Below are 18,696 nucleotides of genomic sequence, written 5' to 3'. Positions count from 1 at the left end.
GGCCGACGCTTGTCCGATCTGCACATCGGGCCGGTCGTGCCACCCGTCCACACGCTGTAGCGGATTCGGATTGTCGAGGAACATGGCTGTCGCCGCTGTCGGGTCGAACCCCTCCGCAGTAGCCGAACCGGGACGGTCGGCGGACCGGTGGACCCCGGTCCGGGTCTTCTGGTGGGCCTTCGTGGGTTTCCTCGTCCTCGGCATCGGCTGGGGCCTGGCCGTCCCCTACGACGGCTTCGCCGACGAGTCCCGCCACGTGGCGCGGGCCTACAGCGCGGCGAACGGGCAGCTGGTGTGGCACGGTGTGATCGCGCCCGACGGCTATCCGGTGATCAAGGTTCCGCGCAGCCTCGCCCCCAACGCCCCGAAGGACTCCGCCTGCTTCCAGGACGACCCGGGCATCCCCGCCAACTGCTCGCCGGCGGCCGGCCGGACCCAGGACGAGCACACCATCGTGGACCTGCCCTCCGGCGCCGCCCGCTACAACCCGATCTACTACGTGATCGTGGGCCAGCCGCTCCGCCTGTGGCCCGACTCGGTCGGCATCTACCTGGCCCGGCTGATCTCCGACGCCATGGTCAGCGCGCTGTTCGCGGCGGCCTTCGCGATCACGGCGATGGCCCGGCGCGGCCGCCGGATGCTGGCCGGGCTGCTGGTCGCGCTCACCCCGGTGGCGGTGAACCTGGCACCCGCGGTCAACCCGGCCGGACTGGAGATCGGCGGCGCCGCAGTGCTGTGGACGGCACTGGTGCTGCTCGTCGACGGTCACCAGCGGTCGCCCGCTCTGGTCCGGCTGGCCTCGCTCGGCGCCGCGGTCGTGGCCACGGTGCGGTTCGGCGGGATCCTGTGGCTGGTCATGATCGTCGGCGTCGCCGCCCTCGGCCTTTCCCGGGACCGGCTGAGCCGGTTGACCCGGCTGCGGCTGGTCCGCCGCTGGGGCGCGTTCGTGCTGGCTGCCGTGGTCGCGGGCGGGCTCTGGTCGTTGTGGCAGAACCCCGCCGGGGACGCGGTCTCCACCGGCGGCGACCGCTCGCTGGCAGCCAAGGTGCTGGCCGCACTCAGCGTGGACATCTGGGACCGGGGCGAGTACCTGGTCAAGGGCATGGTGGGGCTGGTCGGCTTCGGCGAGACCTCGCCGCCGGCGATCGTCTTCCCGGTCTGGTTCTGCGCCTTCGGCGCACTGCTGTTCACGGCCATGGTGCTGACCCGCACCATGGACCGGATCCGGCTGGCGATGCTGGTGGTCGGCACCTTCGCCCTGCTCTTCGCCAGCGACGTCGGCCCGATCAGCCAGGGCTGGTACCTGTCCCAGGGCCGCTACGGGCTGCCCGCCATCCTGGGCGTGCCGATCCTGGGGGCGTACCTGCTGGTCGAGCGGGGCGTGTTCAGCGAGGCCCAGCTGCGGACACTGACCCGGGCCTATGTGCTGCTGCTGCTACCGCTGCAGCTGGTGACCTTGTACGCGGCGATGCTGCGCTACCAGACGGGCATCAGGGGCGGCATCAACCCGCTGCCGGTCCAGCCGTGGAACCCCTTCACCGGCACCTGGCTGCCGGTCCTCGGCCCCGAACTGCCGCTGATGGCCGCGATCGTCGGCCTGGCCCTACTGGGCCGGCTGGTGTGGCGGATGACGCCGCCTCAGCGGGAGCTGCAGGAGCTGCCGGTGATGGCGGAGTTGTAAGTGTCGTGAGCAAATCGTGGGAACGAAGTGTACGCAAGGGATTGTTTTGTATGACGTGTACGTGCCACCCTTGAGGCGCCCGGACGGCGCAGGTCGCAACCCGCCGCCCGGGCACGTGGACCCCACGCCGCCCGGCAGAAGCGGCGGTGGGGTCCACGTGCGCGGGGCCGACCGATCCGGAACGTCGGCGTTCAGCGCGGGTCGTCCGGTGCGCGGTGCCCGTGCGGGGCCCGGCCCGGGGTATCGGGCGGCGTCGACCAGGCCTCGGGATCGGGGCGGTCCGGCACGTGCGGCGGGTGCACATTGGGCGGGGGCTCGCGGCGTTTGCGGCGCGACCCGAGGACGAAGGCGCCGATGAGGACGGCCACGATGACGACACCGACGATCACGAGGTAGATCCCGGCGCTGCTGGCCGACGCCAGCTGCAGATGAGCGCTCATGGTTCAGCTCTAACACCGGCTGTGCGAGCGTGCCGTCCGGGTTGGTCCGGTCGGCGGAGGAACACCGGCCCCCGGGGGAAGCCCGGCGGGTGCCGCGGGGCGGTAGGAACGGCCCGGGGCGGGGGAGGAATGCCCCATGGAGACTCTGGTGACCCGGGCGGAGTGGGGCGCGCTGCCGCCCTCGCAGCAGTGGCGGGCGCTGCCGCGGACGCTCGGCGTCAAGATCCACTACGAGGGCCGGGAGGTGCCCGCCGACCTGGCGGCGCCGGACCAGCACCACCGCTGCGCCGCCCGGGTCCGGGAGATCCAGGCGATGCACCTGGCCGACGCCGGGCAGGGCTGGATCGACATCGCCTACAACGCCGTGGTCTGCCCGCACGGCCAGGTGTTCGAGGGCCGCGGCGCACACCGCGAGAGCGGGGCGAACGGCGACCGCGGGCTGAACCGGGCCCACTACGCGGTCTGCGCCATGCTCGGCGACCGCGGTCTGACCGAGCCCGGCCCGGCCCTGCTGGACGGGCTGTGCGACGCGGTCGACTGGCTGCGCGATCAGGGCGGGGCCGGGCCCGAGGTCGCGGGCCACCGGGACGGTCGTGAGACCGACTGCCCCGGTGAGCCCCTGTACCGCTGGATCCTGGCCGGGGCGCCGCGCCCCCGGCCTGGCCTGACCCGACGTGCCTGACGGACTGTCCGCCTACCCGCTCACGCTGGCCGCGCCGGTCTCGATGTGGCCGACGAAGCGGCGGCTCCAGCTCGTGTCGCTGCTCACGGTGACGGTGAAGTCGTACCAGCCGTTGCTGTAGGCGACCGCGTTGAAGTAGTCGGAGACGCTGCCGCCCGCCGGGACCTGGTAGGTCCAAGGACCGTCGGTGCGGTAGCCGGTGGCGGTGATGGTGAAGGTGACCTGCGCCGTGGAGGTGTTGGCCATCGCGAACCAGACGGCCTGCTTGCCGGTGTCCGGGGCCGCCCCGAAGGAGGGGACGGCCTCGGCCTTGCTGCCCGCGGCGGTGGTGTCGCCGGCGAAGCGGCGCAGGAAGCGGTTGGGGCCGACCAGGGTGAGGTCGTACTTCCCATTGCCGTAGCCGGTGCCGACGTTGAAGAAGTCGGAGGCGGTGCCGCCCGCGTCCACGGTGTACTGCCAGGGGCCGCCGGTGCGGTAGGCGTTGGCGTAGATCGAGAAGTGGGCCGCGGCGGTCGCCTGCGTGCCCTGATTGGCCATCTTGATCCACACCAGGGTCTTGCCGCCGGAGTCGAACTCGATGTGGTCCACCTGGCCGTTGGGCTGGTAGGGCAGGGCCCGGGCCGGGCGGGTGCCGCTCTCCTGGGCCGGCAGCGCATTGGTGCCCGGAGCGGGGTTGACCAGCGCGTTGCACGTGGCCTGGCCGATGGTGGCGCTGGTGGACGGCAGCGATGGCAGGCCGGAGACCGGGTTGGCGAAGTCGAAGGCGCCGGTGAGGTCGCCGCAGACCTTGCGCCGCCAGGCGCTGATGCTCCGGCAGATCGCCGGGGTGCCGAGGGCGGTGGTCCAGGTCTCGATGAAGCGGATCACCGAGGTGTGGTCGGAGACCTGGGAGTCCACCCAGCCGCCCCGGCTCCAGGGGGAGACGACGACCATCGGCACCCGGAAGCCCAGCCCGATCGGAGTGCCGCTGTAGCTCTCGTCGGCGGTCCCGGAGGGCGCGACCGGCGGCGGCACATGGTCGAAGAAGCCGTCGTTCTCGTCGTAGTTGAGGAACAGCACGGTGGAGTCCAGCACGCCGCTGTCGGCGGCCAGCGCCTGCAGCACCAGGTTGATGAAGTGCGCGCCGTCGTTCGGGGGCGCGTCCGGGTGCTCGGAGAAGGCCTGGTTGGCCACCACCCAGGAGACCTGAGGAAGGGTGCCCGCCAGGGCGTCGGCCCTGATCGCGGCGGCGATGTCGTCCGGGGTGGAGCCGGTCGACGGGACCGAGCCCATGCCGCGCTGGTAGAGGGAGCTGCTACTGGCGGCACTGGCGAACTGCTTGAAGTACGCCAGGCCGTTGTCGCCGAAGTTGTCGCTCGCGTTCTGGTAGACCTTCCAGCTCACCCCGGCGTTCTGCAGCGTCTCCGCATAGGTCTGCCAGCTGAGCCCGGACTCCGAGCCGCCGTCGTAGGCGGGACCGCCCGCGGTGCCGCTCGGGTCGATCATGCCGCCCCACAGATAGGTGCGGTTGGGGCCGGTCGCACTGAGGATCGAGCAGTGGTAGGCGTCGCAGACGGTGTAGGCGTCGGCCAGCGCGTAGTGGAACGGGATGTCCGAGCGGTCGAGGTAGCCCATGGTGCGGTTGGACCCCTTGGCGGAGATCCAGTTGTCCATCTTCCCGCCGTTCCAGGCGCTGTGCTGGGTGGACCAGCCGTGGTCCAGCGAGCCGTCGCACTGGGCCAGGGTCTCCGGGGTGGCCCCGAAGTCCCAGGTGCTGGTGGCGCTCAGCTGCCAGGGGTACTGGCGGCTGCTGCCGTTGGGCTGGTCGAAGACCGAGTAGCCGCCGGACAGCGGTACCGTGCTGCGGTCCGCGAAGCCGCGGACCCCTTTCAGGGTGCCGAAGTAGTGGTCGAAGCTGCGGTTCTCCTGCATCAGCACGACCACGTGCTTGACGTCCTTGATGGTGCCGGTGGCGGCGGCCGCGGCGCTGGACGCGGAGCCGGCCACCGCCTCCAGGCCGAGCGCCGCGCCGAGGGCGGCGGCGGAGCCGAGGAAGGTGCGACGGGTGACAGGGGCCACGGAGTCCTCCGGAGGGGGTGGGCAGGACACGACGGGCTGAACTCTGAACGGCACAGATGGACTGGCGACCCGTCAAAGGTGGCAGGGACATGAAGGCTTGCCCACATGTGGACTGGACCCGTGATCAAAACGAGATGTGCCCGGTGGTCAGACCGCGTCGGCGGCCCAGGGTTCGACGCTCGTGGCGACGGCGTCGCCGGTGCGCAGCGACTCCAGCACGGCCAGGCTGACGGCATGGTCCTGGCAGCCGTCGGCCAGCGGGTAGGGGGCCGGACCGAGCCCCCGGCTCCAGGCGGTGGTGTCCAGCAGCAGGTCGACCACGGCCAGGTCGTCCTCGGAGAACCGCGCCCCGAAGACCCGGTTGCGCCACAGCACCTGCCCGTCGACGCTGATGTGGTCCAGGTCCACGCCCTCCAGGTTGAGGTCGGTCCCGGTACGGCGGCGCACCAGCGGGGACTCCACCACGCTGCGCTCGTCCACCAGCCGGGTCATCCGGTCGTCGACGATCTCGCCGAGCGAGCCGCGGACGGTGATCCGGCGGGCACGCAGCGGGTTCCACCACTGGTTGTCGGTGAAGTCGTAGAGGCCCATCGCGCCGCCGAAGTCGAGCGTGGCCAGAGTGGTCGCGGCGGGCTTGGGGGTGGTGTCGCCGTTCCAGCCGTCCCGGCCCAGCGGATCCGCCAGCGGGGCGGTGAAGGACTGGGCGCGCACCGTGGCGGGGGCGAAACCGACGCCGAGCAGCCGGCGGATGATCGACACGGCGTGGTAGAGGTGGGTGGAGGAGACCTGCACCGAACCCACCTGGCCGATGGCGCCGCGGGCGACCAACTCGCCGCGGACGGCATGGGCCGGCATCCACATGTACTGCTCGGCCACCTGGACCGTCCCCGAAGCTCCGACCGCCGCCCAGAGCCCGCGCAGCCCGTCGAGGTCCGCCGCCGGCGGCGTCTCGGTCAGCACCTTCGCCCCGGCCTCGACCAGCTCTACGGTCACCTGCGCGGCCACGTCCCAGGGCACGCAGGGCACCACGAAGTCCGGCCCGGTGGCCGCCAGCAGGTCCTTGACGGTGCGGAAGGTCGGCACGCCCCACTCGGCCTCGATCGCGGCGCCGCGGTCGGCACCGCGGGTGACCACCCCGCACACCCGCAGTTGCCCGGGGGCCTGCCGGGCCAGCCGCAGGAAGAACTCGGAGCGCCAGCCGCTCCCTATGAGTGCGAAGACCGACGGTGTGTGGGTGTCCACGGTTGTGCCTCCCGGTGGTGCGGGCGCCCCGCCACGGGCGGGGGCAGGATTGCGTGATCATCCTGCCCCCACCCGTGGCGCCCTGACCAGACCGCCGGACCACTGCGCCCGACTACTGCGCCCGACTACTGCGCCTGCCTACTGGGAGGTCTCCACCCACTGCTGGTTGCCGCCGCCGTTGCAGGTCCAGATCTCCAGCTGGGTGCCGTTGGCGGTGTTGAACCCGCTGTCGTCCAGGCACTTGCCGGTCGCCGGGTTGACCAGGGAGCTGCCCTGCTGCTGCCACTGCTGGTTGGCCCCGCTGTTGCAGGTCCACAGCTCCACCAGGGTCCCGTCGGCGGATCCTGCACCGGTGATGTCCATGCAGGCGCCGTTGATGCGAACGGTGCCGTCGGTGCCGACCGTCCAGTTCTGGGCGGCGGTGCCGTTGCAGTCCCACATCTGCACCTTGGTGCCGTTGGCGGCGGAGCCGTTGTTGTCGTCCACGCACTTGGCGGAGTTGTCGACCGCCACGATGGGCCGGGCGGCCGGGGTGGTCCCGACCGGGGTGACCGTCAGATTGTCGAACTGGTCGGCCTGGTAGCCGCTGGTGCCGAGACCGACCATGCCTGCCACATAGGTGCCGTCGGTGGCGCTGCCCACGGTGGTTCCGTCGATGGCCGCGCTGATGCTGCTGCCGTTGAAGGTCAGCGCCAGATGGTGCCAGCTGCCGGTCCCCGGCGCGGTCACCGTGCCGCCGGCCAGCGTGGTCAGCGTGCCGCTGGTGTTGTTGCGCACGATCGACCAGGCCCCGGTGTTGCTGAACTGCAGGTAGTACTCGTTGATCCCGGCCGGTCCGAAGCTGTGCTGGGTGCCGACGCGGCCCAGCAGCTGCACCGACCCGGCCGACCCGATCAGTGCGTCGGCGGCGACGGTGTAGTTGGTCCAGCCCAGGCTGCCGCCGACGGTGTACGGGTTGGAGTCGCCGTCCCACTCGATCGGCTTCACCAGCGCCCGCTGGGCGACGCAACTGCCGCTGCGGCCGCCGGCGCACGGCTGCACCTCGAAGGCGCCCTGCATCTGGGAGAGCAGCCGCGGCTGCTGGTCGGTGGTGTCGCTGTCGAAGGTGTCGGAGTACGGCAGGCTCCGGGCGCTCTGCGCCGGACCGGCCGCCGTGCCCTTGCCCTGACCGGTGGTGGTGGTCAGCGTGTAGATGTAGCCGGGCTGCACGGTGAGCGAGTAGGAGCCGCCGGACGGAGTGATGTCGCTCTGCTGGACCATGCCGCCGGTCGCGGCCGAGGCGTTCAGGTTGGTGGCCCAGACATGGACGGTGCCGGTGGACAGGCCGCCGCTGACATTGACGTTCACGGTCTGGGCCGCGGTGGCGGTGGTGGTCTCGATGACGGTCGAGTAGCCGGTGCCGCTGCTCGCCTTCAGCGACACATAGCTGCCGTTGGACTCGCTGCCGCCCAGATAGCCCGAGCCGGTGTTGAGGAACTTCCAGCCGGGCGCGGTGAACTGGGTGACCTGCGCGGTGGCCCACAGGCTCTTGCCGACGCTGTAGGCGCCGGACCACGGCTGGGAGGCCAGGACGAGGCCGTCGGTGTCATAGGGCAGGTTCGGGTAGACCGCGGCCACCACCGGCCAGTTGATGTAGGCGGTCAGCCCACCGTCCAGATAGCCGCGGGTGATCGAGCGGATCAGCGCGCCGGCACCCGCGTTGAGGTCCTGCGAGCCGTTCTCACTCGCCCACAGCGGCTTGCCGGTGGCGGTCGCGGTGGCGTTGCCGGTGCAGGTGTCCGCAGAACCGCCGTCCCCGCCGGCACAGGGGTAGTGCACCCCGATCGCCGAGACGGCGTTGGCGAAGGCGGAGTTGGAGGCGACGTCGGAGGCGACGCTCCAGTCGCTGTCGGCGGCGACCAACTGGACGGCGGAGTAGCCGTCGGCGTTCAGGGTGGAGCGAAGCTGCTCGTACCAGGCGACGTTGTAGCCGCGCTCGTTCCAGCCGCCGAGGTAGTCGATGGACAGCCCGTGCGACTTGGCGCAACCGAGCCAGTTCACCAGGTAGTTGACGGTGTCGGTGGACCAGAAGTTGCCGCCGCCGATCCACCCCGGCGCGCCCCAGGCCAGGCCGTAGAGCTTGATCGACGGATTGAGCGCCTTGGCCTGCTCCATCAGCCACCACTCGTACCCGGTGCCGCAGTCGACGGCGGAGGCGGTGTGCATGTGGCTGGACTCGGAACCGTCGGTGGAGTTGGTGTCGCCGCCGATCTCCACCTTGAGGATCTGCAGGTCGGCGCCGTAGCCGGGCTTGAACAGGTAGTTGAGGATCTGCTGCTGCTGGGCCGCGGGGTAGTCGGTGAGCAGCCGGGTGTTGCCGCCGCCGCCGCTGATCGCCCCGATTCCGTCGAAGGTCTTGCCCGCGCTGGTCCCGTTGACCGAGACGGTCGTGGTGGTGGCGGCGTGCGCCTTGGGCGCGGTCGGACCGAAACCCATCGCGATCAGCAGGAGTGTCACCACCCCGAGCACTGCCGGTATCTCTCTGCCCCAACGCCGCGCACCGATCACTGCGATCACCTCTCAGCAGGTGGAAGCGACCAGTGGTCGCATTGGGAGGAAAATGTTGGTCGCTGTTGGAATTGACGCATCGTCACCTGGACATGTCAAGGTTTCCGACAGAATCCGACAGGGCGGTCAGCGCCAGGTGCGGCGGGCCACCAGCTCGGCCCACTCCCGGTCCTGCAGTCCGGGCAGCGTGCGCCCGGTGCCGCGCCACTCGGCCGCGAGCTGCGAGTAGATCGGCTCGTCCTGCGGTCTTGTCGGCGGCGTCGCCGATACGGCCGGTGCGGCCCACTGCGGGGGCAGTTCGGCGAGGGGCACACGGGACCAGCGGGGCTCAGGCATGTCGAGCCCAACGAGGCGGCGGGCCCGGGGGTCACCGCGGGTTGGGCCGAACGGGCGGGCGCGGTCCGTGCCCGGTCGGCGTTCGCGCGGTTCTCCGCTCACCCGTTCGGCCCAGTCACGTTGCAGTGAGCGACTCCCGGTCACACGCTGGAGTCTGAGCGACAGCTCAGTCACTGCTGGGAACTCTTCTCCCCGGCAAACGGCGCCCCCGGGTTCAGCCCCCGGGGGCGCCGGTGCGTCCCGGGGGCGGAATTCACACGGCGCACCGGGGCGGGTAGTTGAGTCTATAAATACGATTTGTCATGCTTCGAGGCATGGAACCACCGCATGGGCCGACCAGGGTGCGCAGGGGTGTGCCGTGCGGCGGCAAGTGAGCCGGTGCCTGGCGGCAGCCGGCGCACTGGTGGTGGCCGGTGCGGCGGTCGTCGCCGTGCCCGCGGTCGGCCAGGGGGTGTCGGTCCGGGCGTTCAAGGTGCACGCGGTGGATCTGCGGTCCACCGCGCAACTGACCGGGGTGCTGCGGGCGGCGGTGACCTGGCGGTTGTACTTCGGGGCGAGCACCGCGGTGCCCGGCGGCGGCTCGGCCGACGCCGACATGTGTGCGGCGGCCGCGCACGCCGCGCCCGGGCTGGGGCCGGTCTCCGAGCTGCCGGTGGTCCCTGGCCAGCTGGTGACCAAGGGTCAGGTGCTGGCCCGCGCCGACACCGCGGCCGTCCACCAGGCCCTGGACTCCGCCCAGCAGGACCTCGCCCAGGCCCAGGCGCTGCTGGAGCAGCACCGCAGCGCCGCCGCCGACACGGCCGCCGCGACCGGCTCGGCAGCCGGCTCCCCGACCGGCGCCGCGGCCGATCCCGCCGCCACCGCCCAGTCGCTGCTCGGCCCGGACCTGGACCGGGTCGCCCGGGAGCAGCAGCGGGTGACGGCCCTGCAGCGCACCGTGGACGACGCGACGATCACCGCGCCCGCTGACGGCGTGGTCGACCAGCTCGGCACCGCGCTGGGCGCCAGCCCCGACTGCCGCGCCCCGGCGCTGGTGCTGCGCTCGCGCGACCTGGAGGTGCACACCCAGGTGGACGGCGGGGTGCGCGACCGCCTGCGGCCCGGCCTGCCGGTCGACGTGGTGGTGCCGGACTCCGCCGCCCAGGTGGCGACCCGGGTGGTCGCACTTCCGTTGAGCGCGACCACGGCCGCCCCGGGGTCCGGGTCCGCGCCCGAGCCGCCCCCCGTCCCGACGTTGACGGGTCAGTGGACCCCCGGGCCGGTGGCGTATCCGCTGGACCTGGCGCTCCCGGCGCCCCCGGTCGGCGCGCTGCCGGGGATGCCGGCCACGGTCACGATCACCCTGGAGGCCCGTCCGGGGGTGCTGGCCGTGCCCGAGTCGGCGGTCCACTCCGACGGTGCCGGCGCGCATGTGACGCTGCTTCACTGTCCGTTCGCCGGCCGTGCCGGCCGCTGCGGCCGGGCCCGGGCCGCGGTCGAGACCGGCATCACCGTGGACCAGTTGACGCAGATCACCGCGGGTGTGCAGGCGGGTGACACGGTCGCCGTCCCCTGACCCGTGTGGCGTGGTGGTATTTGTTCACCTATGCCCTAGTTTGGCGAAATGAGTGTCTGGAACAGTCCCAAGCGCCTGCTGTTCGGGACGCCGTTGGACAGCGCCCGGCTGGGGGAGACGCTGCTCCCCAAACGGCTGGCTCTGCCCATCTTCTGCAGCGACCCGCTCTCCTCGGTCGCCTACGCCACCGAGGAGATCCTGCTGATCCTGGCGCTGGGCGGGGTCGCCCTGCTGCACCTCGCCTGGTACGCGGCCGCCGCCATCGTGCTGCTGCTGGTCGTGGTGGTCGCCTCCTACCGGCAGACCTGTCACGCCTACCCCGGTGGTGGCGGGGCCTATGTGGTCAGCGCGGAGAACCTCGGGCCCACCGCGGCGCTCACGGCAGCCAGCGCCCTGCTGGTGGACTATGTGCTGACGGTCGCGGTCTCGGTGGTCTCCGGCGTCGCCGCCATCACGTCCGCGATCCCCGCACTGGACCGCTACCAGGTGCTGCTGTCGGTGGTGTTCGTGACCGTGCTGACCCTGCTGAACCTGCGCGGGGTACGCGAGTCCGGACGTCTGTTCGCCATCCCCACCTACGGCTTCATCGCCGCGATCTACCTGATGTTCGGCTATGCCGCGGTGCGGCTGGCCTGGGGCGCCACCATCCGCGCCGAGTCGGCCCACCTTCCGATCCACGCCACCGGCTCCTACACCGGACTGGCCGTGGTGCTGCTGGCGATGCGCGCCTTCGCGTCCGGCTGCACCGCGCTGACCGGGGTGGAGGCGATCAGCAACGGGGTCCCGGCGTTCCAGGAGCCCAAGAGCCGCAATGCGGCGACCACGCTTGCGGTGATGGGCGTGTTCTCGGTGACCATGTTCGTCGGCATCACCGTGCTGGCCATGGCCTATCGGGTGCATGTCGCGGCCGACCCCGCCGAGTTGGGACTGGCGCCGGGAACCGCCATGCCCACCGCGCTGGCGCAGATCGCACGGGCCACCTTCGGCGGCGCGGACCTGCTGTTCTACCTGGTGCAGACGTTCACCGCCGGGGTGCTGATCCTGGCCGCCAATACCGCCTTCAACGGCTTCCCGATGCTCGCCTCGATCCTGGCCCGGGACCGCTACGCGCCGCGGCAGTTGCACAACCGCGGCGACCGGTTGGTCTACTCCAACGGCGTGGTGCTGCTGGCGCTGGCCGCGATCGGGTTGATCGTGGCCTTCGACGCCAACCTCACCCGGATCATCCAGCTCTACATCATCGGCGTCTTCGTCTCCTTCACCCTCTCCCAGGCCGGCATGGTGCGGCACTGGCGCACCGCCCTGGCCACCGAGACCGAGCCGTCGTCACGCCGCCGGATGCGCAGGTCGCAGTCGATCAACGCGGTCGGCGCCGCCCTGACCGCGCTGGTGCTGGTGATCGTGCTGATCACCAAGTTCACCCACGGCGCCTGGCTGGTGATCATCGCCATGCCGCTGCTCTTCCTCGGGATGAAGGGGGTGCGCCGCCACTACGACCAGGTCGCTGAGTTCGTCGCGGTCCCGGAAGGGGCCCGTCCGCACGTGCCGCCGAGCAACCATGTGCTGGTCCTGGTCTCGGCCGTGCACGCGCCCACGCTGAAGGCCCTGGGCGTGGCCCAGGCGCTGCACCCGACCACGGTCACCGCGATGAGCGTCGCGGCCGACGCCGCCGATGCCGAGGAGTTGCGCCAGCAGTGGGACCAGCACGTCCCGGATGTGCCGCTGGAGATCCTGCACTCGCCCTACCGCGAGGTGGTGGGGCCGGTACTGGCCCGGATCAGACAGCAGACGGCGGCGGACCCGGCCGCGATGGTGTCCGTGGTGATCCCCGAGTACGTGGTCAGCCACTGGTGGGAGCAGCCGCTGCACAACCAGAACGCGCTGAGGCTCAAGGCCCGGCTGCTGTTCGCTCCGGAGGTCACCGTGATCGACGTGCCGTTCCGGCTGGCCGCCGCCGCGGCCCCGGCCGCGCCGACCGCTCCCGGCGGCGGCCGGACCCGGGTCTGAGGACCACTCAGGCGCCGGCCGTCTCCGGGTCCAGGGCGAACCACACCCACTTGCCGTGGGCGTCCACCTCGCAGCCCCAGTGGGCACTGAGCTCCTCGATCAGCTGCAGTCCCCGGCCGTCCTCGGCAGGTGCCGCCGGCCTGGCCACGGCCTGCGAGCCGACGCCGGCCGCGTCCGGACAGGGCAGCCCGGTGCCGGTGTCGCGGACCGCGCACACCAGCAGGCCCGAGAGCTCGTCGTGGCGGATCAGGATGCGCACGTCGGCGGAGTCGGTGTGCTCCACGGCGTTGGCCACCGCCTCGGTCACCAGCAGCCGGCCGTCTTCGACCAGCTCGTGCCCGGGCGCCACCGCGGTCAGTGCCATCCGGGCCTGGGACGCCGCACGGGTGCGACTGGGAAGGGTCATGTCGGCGGCGCTGCTCATCCTGCTGGCTCCCATCGGTGGTTCTGGTCGGTCGCTCGGGGAGGGTCACTTCTCCCCACTCATCCCACCGTAGGAGCTCCCGGGCGCCGGGGCATCGGTCGAAATGCCTCTGCGCACCGGGTCCAAGGGCCCCGGACGGCTCACCCGGTTGCCCGCCCCCGTTGGTCGGCGGCCCCACGCCGAACCAGGATTCGTTGACATGACGAACCGTCCGTCGCCGAGGGCCATGGTGCTGTGGGCCGCTGTGGCGCTGGTGCTGATGCTCCGACCGCTGTCGTCGGGGCAGGGCGGGCCGTGCCCCCGCTGCCGCCGAGCACGGACGTGGCCGGGACGGCCGGCGGCGCGACGGCCGGGGCGCCGACCCGGCGCGGAGTGCCGGCGGTGCGGCCGGCCGGGGTGGTCCCGCAGGTGGGCGCCGTCTTCTCGACCGTCGACGGCCGGCCGGAAGAGCACTTCTGCACGGCGGCGGTGGTGGACAGCCCGGGACGGAACCTGCTGGTCACGGCGGCGCACTGCGCGGTGGCCCCGGGCCGGGGCTCCGCGGAGGAAGCGGCCGGGTCGGGGGCGTCCCTGGTGTTCGTGCCCGGATACCACCAGGGCCGGCACCCGTTCGGGACCTGGTCGGTGACCCGGGTGGTCACCGACCCGCGCTGGTGGCGCGACGGTGACCCGGACTTCGACGTCGCGTTTCTGACCACCCGTCCGCTGGTCGGCGCGCGCCCGGTGGAGGAGGCGGTGGGCGCCGAGGGCCTCGCCTTCCAGCCGCAGTGGCACGGCTCGGTGGAGGCCGTGGGCTATCCGAGTACCGGGGACCGTCCGGTGGTCTGTGCCAGTGTGCTGCTCGGCTTCGGCCGCGACCAGGCGCAGTTCCCGTGCCGGGGGATGACCGGCGGCACCAGCGGCAGCCCGCTGCTGGCCGCGGTCGGCGCGGACGGCCGCGGCACCGTGGTGGGTGCGGTCGGCGGATACCAGTCCGGCGGCTCCACCGCCGACCTGTCCTACTCGCCCGGTTTTGGACCGGGCATCGCCGCGCTGTACCGCACCGCGGTCGACGGTTGACCGGGGGACGGTTTCCGGCCGTTTCGAGTTGCGGCCGAAAGCGGTCCGGTCCTCACTGGTCTGAGTCCCGGGAGAAGCGGAACGGCCCGTATCGGCCAATCCCTCCGCCATCACGCCCCCCGTGCGTACCGGGATCCGGACCTGGGTAGGGCGAACGAGGACGAAAGGAGCGGATGTCATGGGACACCGCCTGGCGGAGAACGAAGCCCGGGAACACGTCTACGGGGTCTGTTTCAAGACCGGCCCGCCCAGGCGGACCGGTCTTGAGCTGGAATGGCTGGTGCACGACGGCGCGGACGGGAGGCTCCCGGTCCGCCCGGAACGGTTGGAGGCGGCCCTGGCGCCGCTGGCGGGACCGGGTGCACTGCCGGCGGGCAGCAGGCTGACCCGCGAACCCGGAGGGCAGGTGGAGCTCAGCTCCCTGCCCAGTACCGATCTGGCCGGCTGCGTCCAGGCGCTCCGGGCCGACACCCGGGTACTGTCCGGGGCTCTGGCCCTGCAGGGCCTGGTGCTCGCAGGAGACGGCCTGGAGCCGCATCTGGACCCGCCCCGGATCGCGCAGCACCCCCGCTACCGCGCCATGGAGGCCTACCTCGACCGCGTCGGCCCCTCGGGCCGGATGATGATGCGGGCCACCGCCGCCGTGCAGGTCAACCTGGACGCCGGGGACGAGACCGCGGGCGTCTCCGGGTACCGCTACAGGTGGCAGCTGGTGCACCGGCTCGGCCCGGTGCTGATCGCGGCCTTCGCCAACTCCCCGCTGTGGCGGGGACGGCCCACCGGATGGAAGTCGACCCGGCGGGCGGTCTGGGAGCGGATGGACCCGACCCGCACCGGCCCGGTGACCCCCAGTGACGACCCCCGGGCCGCCTGGGCCGACTACGCGCTGGACGCACCGCTGCTGTGCCTGCGGCGCGAGGCCCCGGAGGACTGGAACGCCCCGCCGGGACTGACCTTCCGCGACTGGACCCGCGGCGCGGACGGCCTCAGGCCGCCCGCGCTGGACGACCTCGACTACCACCTGACCACACTGTTCCCGCCGATCCGCCCGCGCGGCTGGCTGGAGCTCCGGATGATCGACAGCCAGCGCGGCGAGGACTGGGCGGTGGCGGCTTCGGTCGCGGCCACCCTGATGGACGATCCGGTGGCGGCCCGTGCGGCCTGGGAGGCCACCGAGCCGCTGTGCCCGGGCGGCGCCGCCGTCCCCACGCCGGAGCAGTGGAGCCTGGCCGCCAGGCTCGGACCGGCGGAGCCGGTCATCGGCAAGGCCGTCCGCGCCTGCTTCGGCGCCGCGGAGGCCTCCCTCGCCGACTCCGGCGCCCCGGCCGGCCTGCGCACCGCGACGGCGCGCTTCTCCCGGCGCTACGCCGAACGGGGCCGATGTCCCGCAGACGACCTCCTGGAAGGGATCCGCGGATGAACCAGCACGATTCGACCGACCTGCGCACGAGGATCGCGGCCGCCCTGGAGACCTCGCGGCGCCGCACCCTCGGCCTGACCGACTGCCTGGACGAGGACGGCCTCAAGGCGCAGCACTCCCCGCTGATGTCGCCCCTGGTCTGGGACCTGGCGCACATCGGCAACCAGGAGGAGCTCTGGCTGGTGCGCGACGCCGGAGGCCGGGCGGCGATCCGCCCGGACCTCGACCACCTGTACGACGCCTTCCAGCACCCGCGCGCCGACCGGCCCGCGCTGCCGCTGCTCGACCCGGAACCCGCCCGCGGCTACCTCCGTCAGGTCCGCGAGCAGGCCCTGGAGGTGCTCGACGGCACCGCACTCGACCCCGACGGACCCCCGCTGCTGGCCGAAGGATTCGTCTTCGGCATGATCGCCCAGCACGAGCAGCAGCACGACGAGACCATGCTCGCCACTCACCAGCTGCGCCAGGGCCCCGCAGTACTGGACGCCCCCGCGCCCCCGGCCGCGCCCGCCGACGCGGCCGCCCTGCCCACCGAGGTGCTGGTCCCTGCCGGGCCGTTCACCATGGGCACCAGCACCGACCCCTGGGCCCTGGACAACGAGCGTCCGGCGCACACCGTGGAGCTGCCCGGCTACTGGCTGGACACCACCCCGGTCACCAATGCGGCCTACCAGGAGTTCATCGCCGACGGCGGCTACCGGGACCCGCGCTGGTGGACCCCGGCCGGCCTGCGCCACCGGGAGCAGGCCGGGCTGTCCGCGCCGCTGTTCTGGCAGCTCGACGGTGACACCTGGCTGCGGCGGCGCTTCGGCCGCACCGAGCCGGTCCCGGGTGACGAACCGGTCGTCCATGTCTGCTGGTACGAAGCCGACGCCTACGCCCGCTGGGCCGGACGCCGGCTGCCCAGCGAGGCCGAGTGGGAGAAGGCCGCCCGGCTGGACCCGGCCACCGGCCGCTCCCGGCGCTACCCCTGGGGCGACCAGGAGCCGACCGCCGAGCACGCCAACCTCGGCCAGCGCCACCTTCAGCCGGCCCCGGCCGGCAGCTACCCGCTGGGCAGCGCCCCCAGCGGCGCCCGGCAGCTGATCGGTGACGTCTGGGAGTGGACCGGCAGCGATTTCGCCCCCTACCCGGGCTTCAACGCCTTCCCCTACAAGGAGTACTCCGAGGTGTTCTTCGGTCCCGACTACAAGGTGCTGCGCGGCGGCGCCTTCGGGGTGGACCCGGTGGCCTGCCGCGGCACCTTCCGCAACTGGGACTACCCGATCCGCCGGCAGATCTTCTCCGGCTTCCGCACCGCCCGCGACGCCGCCCCCTCGGAGCTGGGCTGATGTGCCGTCACCTGGCGTATCTGGGCCCGCGGACCACGCTGGCCTCGGTGCTGCTGGAGCCCGGGCACAGCCTGTACCGGCAGTCCTGGGCGCCCCGGCTGCAGCGCTACGGCACCGTCAACGCCGACGGCTACGGGTTCGGCTGGTACCCCGACCCGGACCGCCCCGACTCGGACGATCCGGGCCCGGACGCCCCCGGTACGTCCGCCTCCGGGGAGGACACCTGCTTCCGGCACCGTCGGGCGGTGCCGATCTGGGCCGACGGCAACCTGCCCGACCTCGCCCGCGCCGTCAGCAGCCACTCCTTCCTGGCAGCGGTCCGCTCGGCCACCGCCGGGACCACCCAGGACGAGTCCGCCGCGGCCCCGTTCCGCGAGGGCCGCTGGCTGTTCAGCCACAACGGCGCGGTCCCGGACTGGACCCGGCTGCCCACCGCCGGCACCGGGCTGGACAGCGCCGACCTGCTGGCCCTCGAAGCACACTGCGACTCGGCACTGCTGTGGGCGATGCTGGCGCACCGGCTGCGCCAGGGCGAACCGCCGGGGCTGGCGCTGGCCGGCCTGGTCCGGCGGGTCGCCCGGGACCGCCCGCAGGCGCGGCTGAACCTGCTGCTCACCGACGGCCGCACCATCGCGGCCACCCGGCACGGCGACACCCTCTGGTACCGGCGGGCCCACGGCCGGGTCCTGGTCGCCTCCGAACCGGACGACGACTCCACGTGGGAGGAGGTCCCCGAGCACACCCTGTTGCTGGCCACACCCGACGCGGTGCGCAGCTACCCGCTGCGCCCCGTGCCGCGATCCGTACAGCGCCACCCACACAGCAAGGACGAACTCGTGAACGACCGCTTCAGCATCGAGACGCGACTGCCCTCGGACTACCTCGCCACCACGCTGCGCACGGACGTGCGCCAGGGCCTGTCCGCACAGCCGAAGACCCTTCCGCCGAAGTGGTTCTACGACGAACTCGGCAGCAAGCTCTTCGAGCAGATAACCGAACTGCCCGAGTACTACCCCACCCGGGCCGAGCAGGAGATCCTGCAGCAGCGCGCCCCCGAGATCGCCGCCGCCACCCACGCCCGCTCGCTGATCGAACTGGGCTCGGGCTCCTCCCGCAAGACCCGGCTGCTGCTGGACGCGCTGACCGCGCAGGGCACCCTGCAGCACTACACCCCGCTCGACGTCAGCGCCTCCGCCCTGGTGGAGGCCGGTGAGGCGCTGTGCCGGGACTACCCGGCGCTGCGGGTCACCGCGGCGGTCACCGACTTCGAGCACGACCTGGCGCTGCACGACGAGCCGGGTCCGCGGCTGCTGGCCTTCCTGGGCAGCACCATCGGCAACCTCGACCCGGACCAGCGCAGGGACTTCTACGCACTGCTGCGCCGCGCCCTCAGCGCGGACGACGTGCTGCTGCTCGGAGCGGACCTGGTGAAGGATCCCGAGGTGCTGGTGGCCGCCTACGACGACAGCCAGGGCGTCACCGAGGCGTTCAACAAGAACGTGCTGCAGGTGCTGGACCGGGAGCTGGGCGCCGACTTCGACGCGGACGCCTTCGAGCACCGCGCGGTGTGGAACACCGAGGAGGAGCGGATCGAGATGCACCTGGTCTCCCGGATCGAACAGAACGTCAAGATCCCGGCGGTGGACCTGTCCGTGGACTTCGCGGCCGGGGAGAGCCTGCGCACCGAGATCTCCACCAAGTTCCGCCGCGAGACCCTCACCGCCGAGCTCGCAGCCGCGGGCTTCACCGTCCGCCGCTGGTGGACCGACCGGGCGGCGCGCTTCGCGCTGCTGCTCGCCGTCCCCAGCAGGTGAGGCCCGGCAGGTGAGTTCCGGCAGGTGAGTTCCGGCAGGTGACGTACCGGCGGGCTGCCGGTGCACCCGGGCTGCGGCTCAGTGCACCGACAGCCCGCCG

14 protein-coding genes are annotated in these 18,696 nt (G+C 72.4%); 8 read left to right on the top strand and 6 right to left on the bottom strand.

Annotated elements, in window-relative coordinates:
* Positions 1-82: 82 nt before the first annotated feature.
* Positions 83-1,681 (top strand): DUF2142 domain-containing protein, encoded by a 1,599-nt coding sequence (locus TR46_RS28735; RefSeq protein WP_042406842.1) that lies wholly within the window; start codon positions 83-85, stop codon positions 1,679-1,681.
* A 191-nt stretch (positions 1,682-1,872) separates the two neighbouring features.
* Here the strand turns inward: TR46_RS28735 and TR46_RS28730 are convergent, their stop codons facing one another.
* Positions 1,873-2,121 (bottom strand): DUF6479 family protein, encoded by a 249-nt coding sequence (locus tag TR46_RS28730; RefSeq protein WP_052433166.1) that lies wholly within the window; start codon positions 2,119-2,121, stop codon positions 1,873-1,875.
* A 136-nt stretch (positions 2,122-2,257) separates the two neighbouring features.
* On the opposite strand from TR46_RS28730, the gene TR46_RS28725 reads away from it, so the two are divergent.
* Complete coding sequence (locus TR46_RS28725) at positions 2,258-2,803, top strand: peptidoglycan recognition protein family protein (protein WP_052433165.1); 546 nt, start codon at positions 2,258-2,260, stop codon at positions 2,801-2,803.
* A gap of 12 nt (positions 2,804-2,815) precedes the next feature.
* On the opposite strand, the gene TR46_RS28720 is transcribed toward TR46_RS28725, so the two are convergent.
* The 4 genes from TR46_RS28720 to TR46_RS28705 form a co-directional block, all read right to left on the bottom strand.
* Entirely contained in the window at positions 2,816-4,861 is a 2,046-nt protein-coding gene (locus TR46_RS28720) for a phosphocholine-specific phospholipase C (protein ID WP_042406839.1), read from the bottom strand.
* 147 nt (positions 4,862-5,008) lie between these two features.
* Positions 5,009-6,103, bottom strand: coding sequence for a Gfo/Idh/MocA family protein (locus tag TR46_RS28715; protein ID WP_042406837.1), 1,095 nt, complete (start codon positions 6,101-6,103; stop codon positions 5,009-5,011).
* A gap of 138 nt (positions 6,104-6,241) precedes the next feature.
* Entirely contained in the window at positions 6,242-8,602 is a 2,361-nt protein-coding gene (locus tag TR46_RS28710) for a ricin-type beta-trefoil lectin domain protein (protein WP_236655559.1), read from the bottom strand.
* Positions 8,603-8,776: 174 nt separating this feature from the next.
* A complete protein-coding gene (locus TR46_RS28705) occupies positions 8,777-8,986 on the bottom strand; it encodes a hypothetical protein (RefSeq protein ID WP_152626734.1) in 210 nt (69 codons plus the stop codon).
* 358 nt (positions 8,987-9,344) lie between these two features.
* On the opposite strand from TR46_RS28705, the gene TR46_RS28700 reads away from it, so the two are divergent.
* Together TR46_RS28700 and TR46_RS28695 are read left to right on the top strand one after the other, a co-directional pair.
* Entirely contained in the window at positions 9,345-10,541 is a 1,197-nt protein-coding gene (locus tag TR46_RS28700) for an efflux RND transporter periplasmic adaptor subunit (protein WP_152626733.1), read from the top strand.
* A gap of 48 nt (positions 10,542-10,589) precedes the next feature.
* A complete protein-coding gene (locus TR46_RS28695) occupies positions 10,590-12,548 on the top strand; it encodes an APC family permease (RefSeq protein WP_042406829.1) in 1,959 nt (652 codons plus the stop codon).
* A gap of 7 nt (positions 12,549-12,555) precedes the next feature.
* Here the strand turns inward: TR46_RS28695 and TR46_RS28690 are convergent, their stop codons facing one another.
* Positions 12,556-12,972, bottom strand: a complete 417-nt coding sequence (locus TR46_RS28690; protein ID WP_042406826.1) for an ATP-binding protein — start codon at positions 12,970-12,972, stop codon at positions 12,556-12,558.
* A 294-nt stretch (positions 12,973-13,266) separates the two neighbouring features.
* On the opposite strand from TR46_RS28690, the gene TR46_RS28685 reads away from it, so the two are divergent.
* The 4 genes from TR46_RS28685 to egtD all read left to right on the top strand — a co-directional run bounded on the left by TR46_RS28685 (position 13,267) and on the right by egtD (position 18,596).
* Positions 13,267-14,031, top strand: coding sequence for a trypsin-like serine peptidase (locus TR46_RS28685; RefSeq protein ID WP_052433164.1), 765 nt, complete (start codon positions 13,267-13,269; stop codon positions 14,029-14,031).
* A 178-nt stretch (positions 14,032-14,209) separates the two neighbouring features.
* The gene (gene egtA, locus TR46_RS28680) at positions 14,210-15,451 is read left to right on the top strand and encodes an ergothioneine biosynthesis glutamate--cysteine ligase EgtA (RefSeq protein WP_042406824.1); all 1,242 of its coding nucleotides are present in this window, start codon (positions 14,210-14,212) and stop codon (positions 15,449-15,451) included.
* Positions 15,448-16,782 (top strand): ergothioneine biosynthesis protein EgtB, encoded by a 1,335-nt coding sequence (egtB, locus tag TR46_RS28675; RefSeq protein ID WP_042406822.1) that lies wholly within the window; start codon positions 15,448-15,450, stop codon positions 16,780-16,782. The genes egtA and egtB overlap by 4 nt, the downstream gene beginning before the upstream one ends.
* An 836-nt stretch (positions 16,783-17,618) precedes the next feature.
* The gene (egtD, locus tag TR46_RS28670) at positions 17,619-18,596 is read left to right on the top strand and encodes an L-histidine N(alpha)-methyltransferase (RefSeq protein WP_439654397.1); all 978 of its coding nucleotides are present in this window, start codon (positions 17,619-17,621) and stop codon (positions 18,594-18,596) included.
* The last annotated feature ends 100 nt before the right edge of the window (positions 18,597-18,696 follow it).

The organism is Streptacidiphilus carbonis, from assembly GCF_000787775.1.
GTDB classification, from domain to species: domain Bacteria; phylum Actinomycetota; class Actinomycetes; order Streptomycetales; family Streptomycetaceae; genus Streptacidiphilus; species Streptacidiphilus carbonis.
Note: the sequence above shows the minus strand (reverse complement) of the source record. Positions and strands in the feature narration are given on the sequence as shown.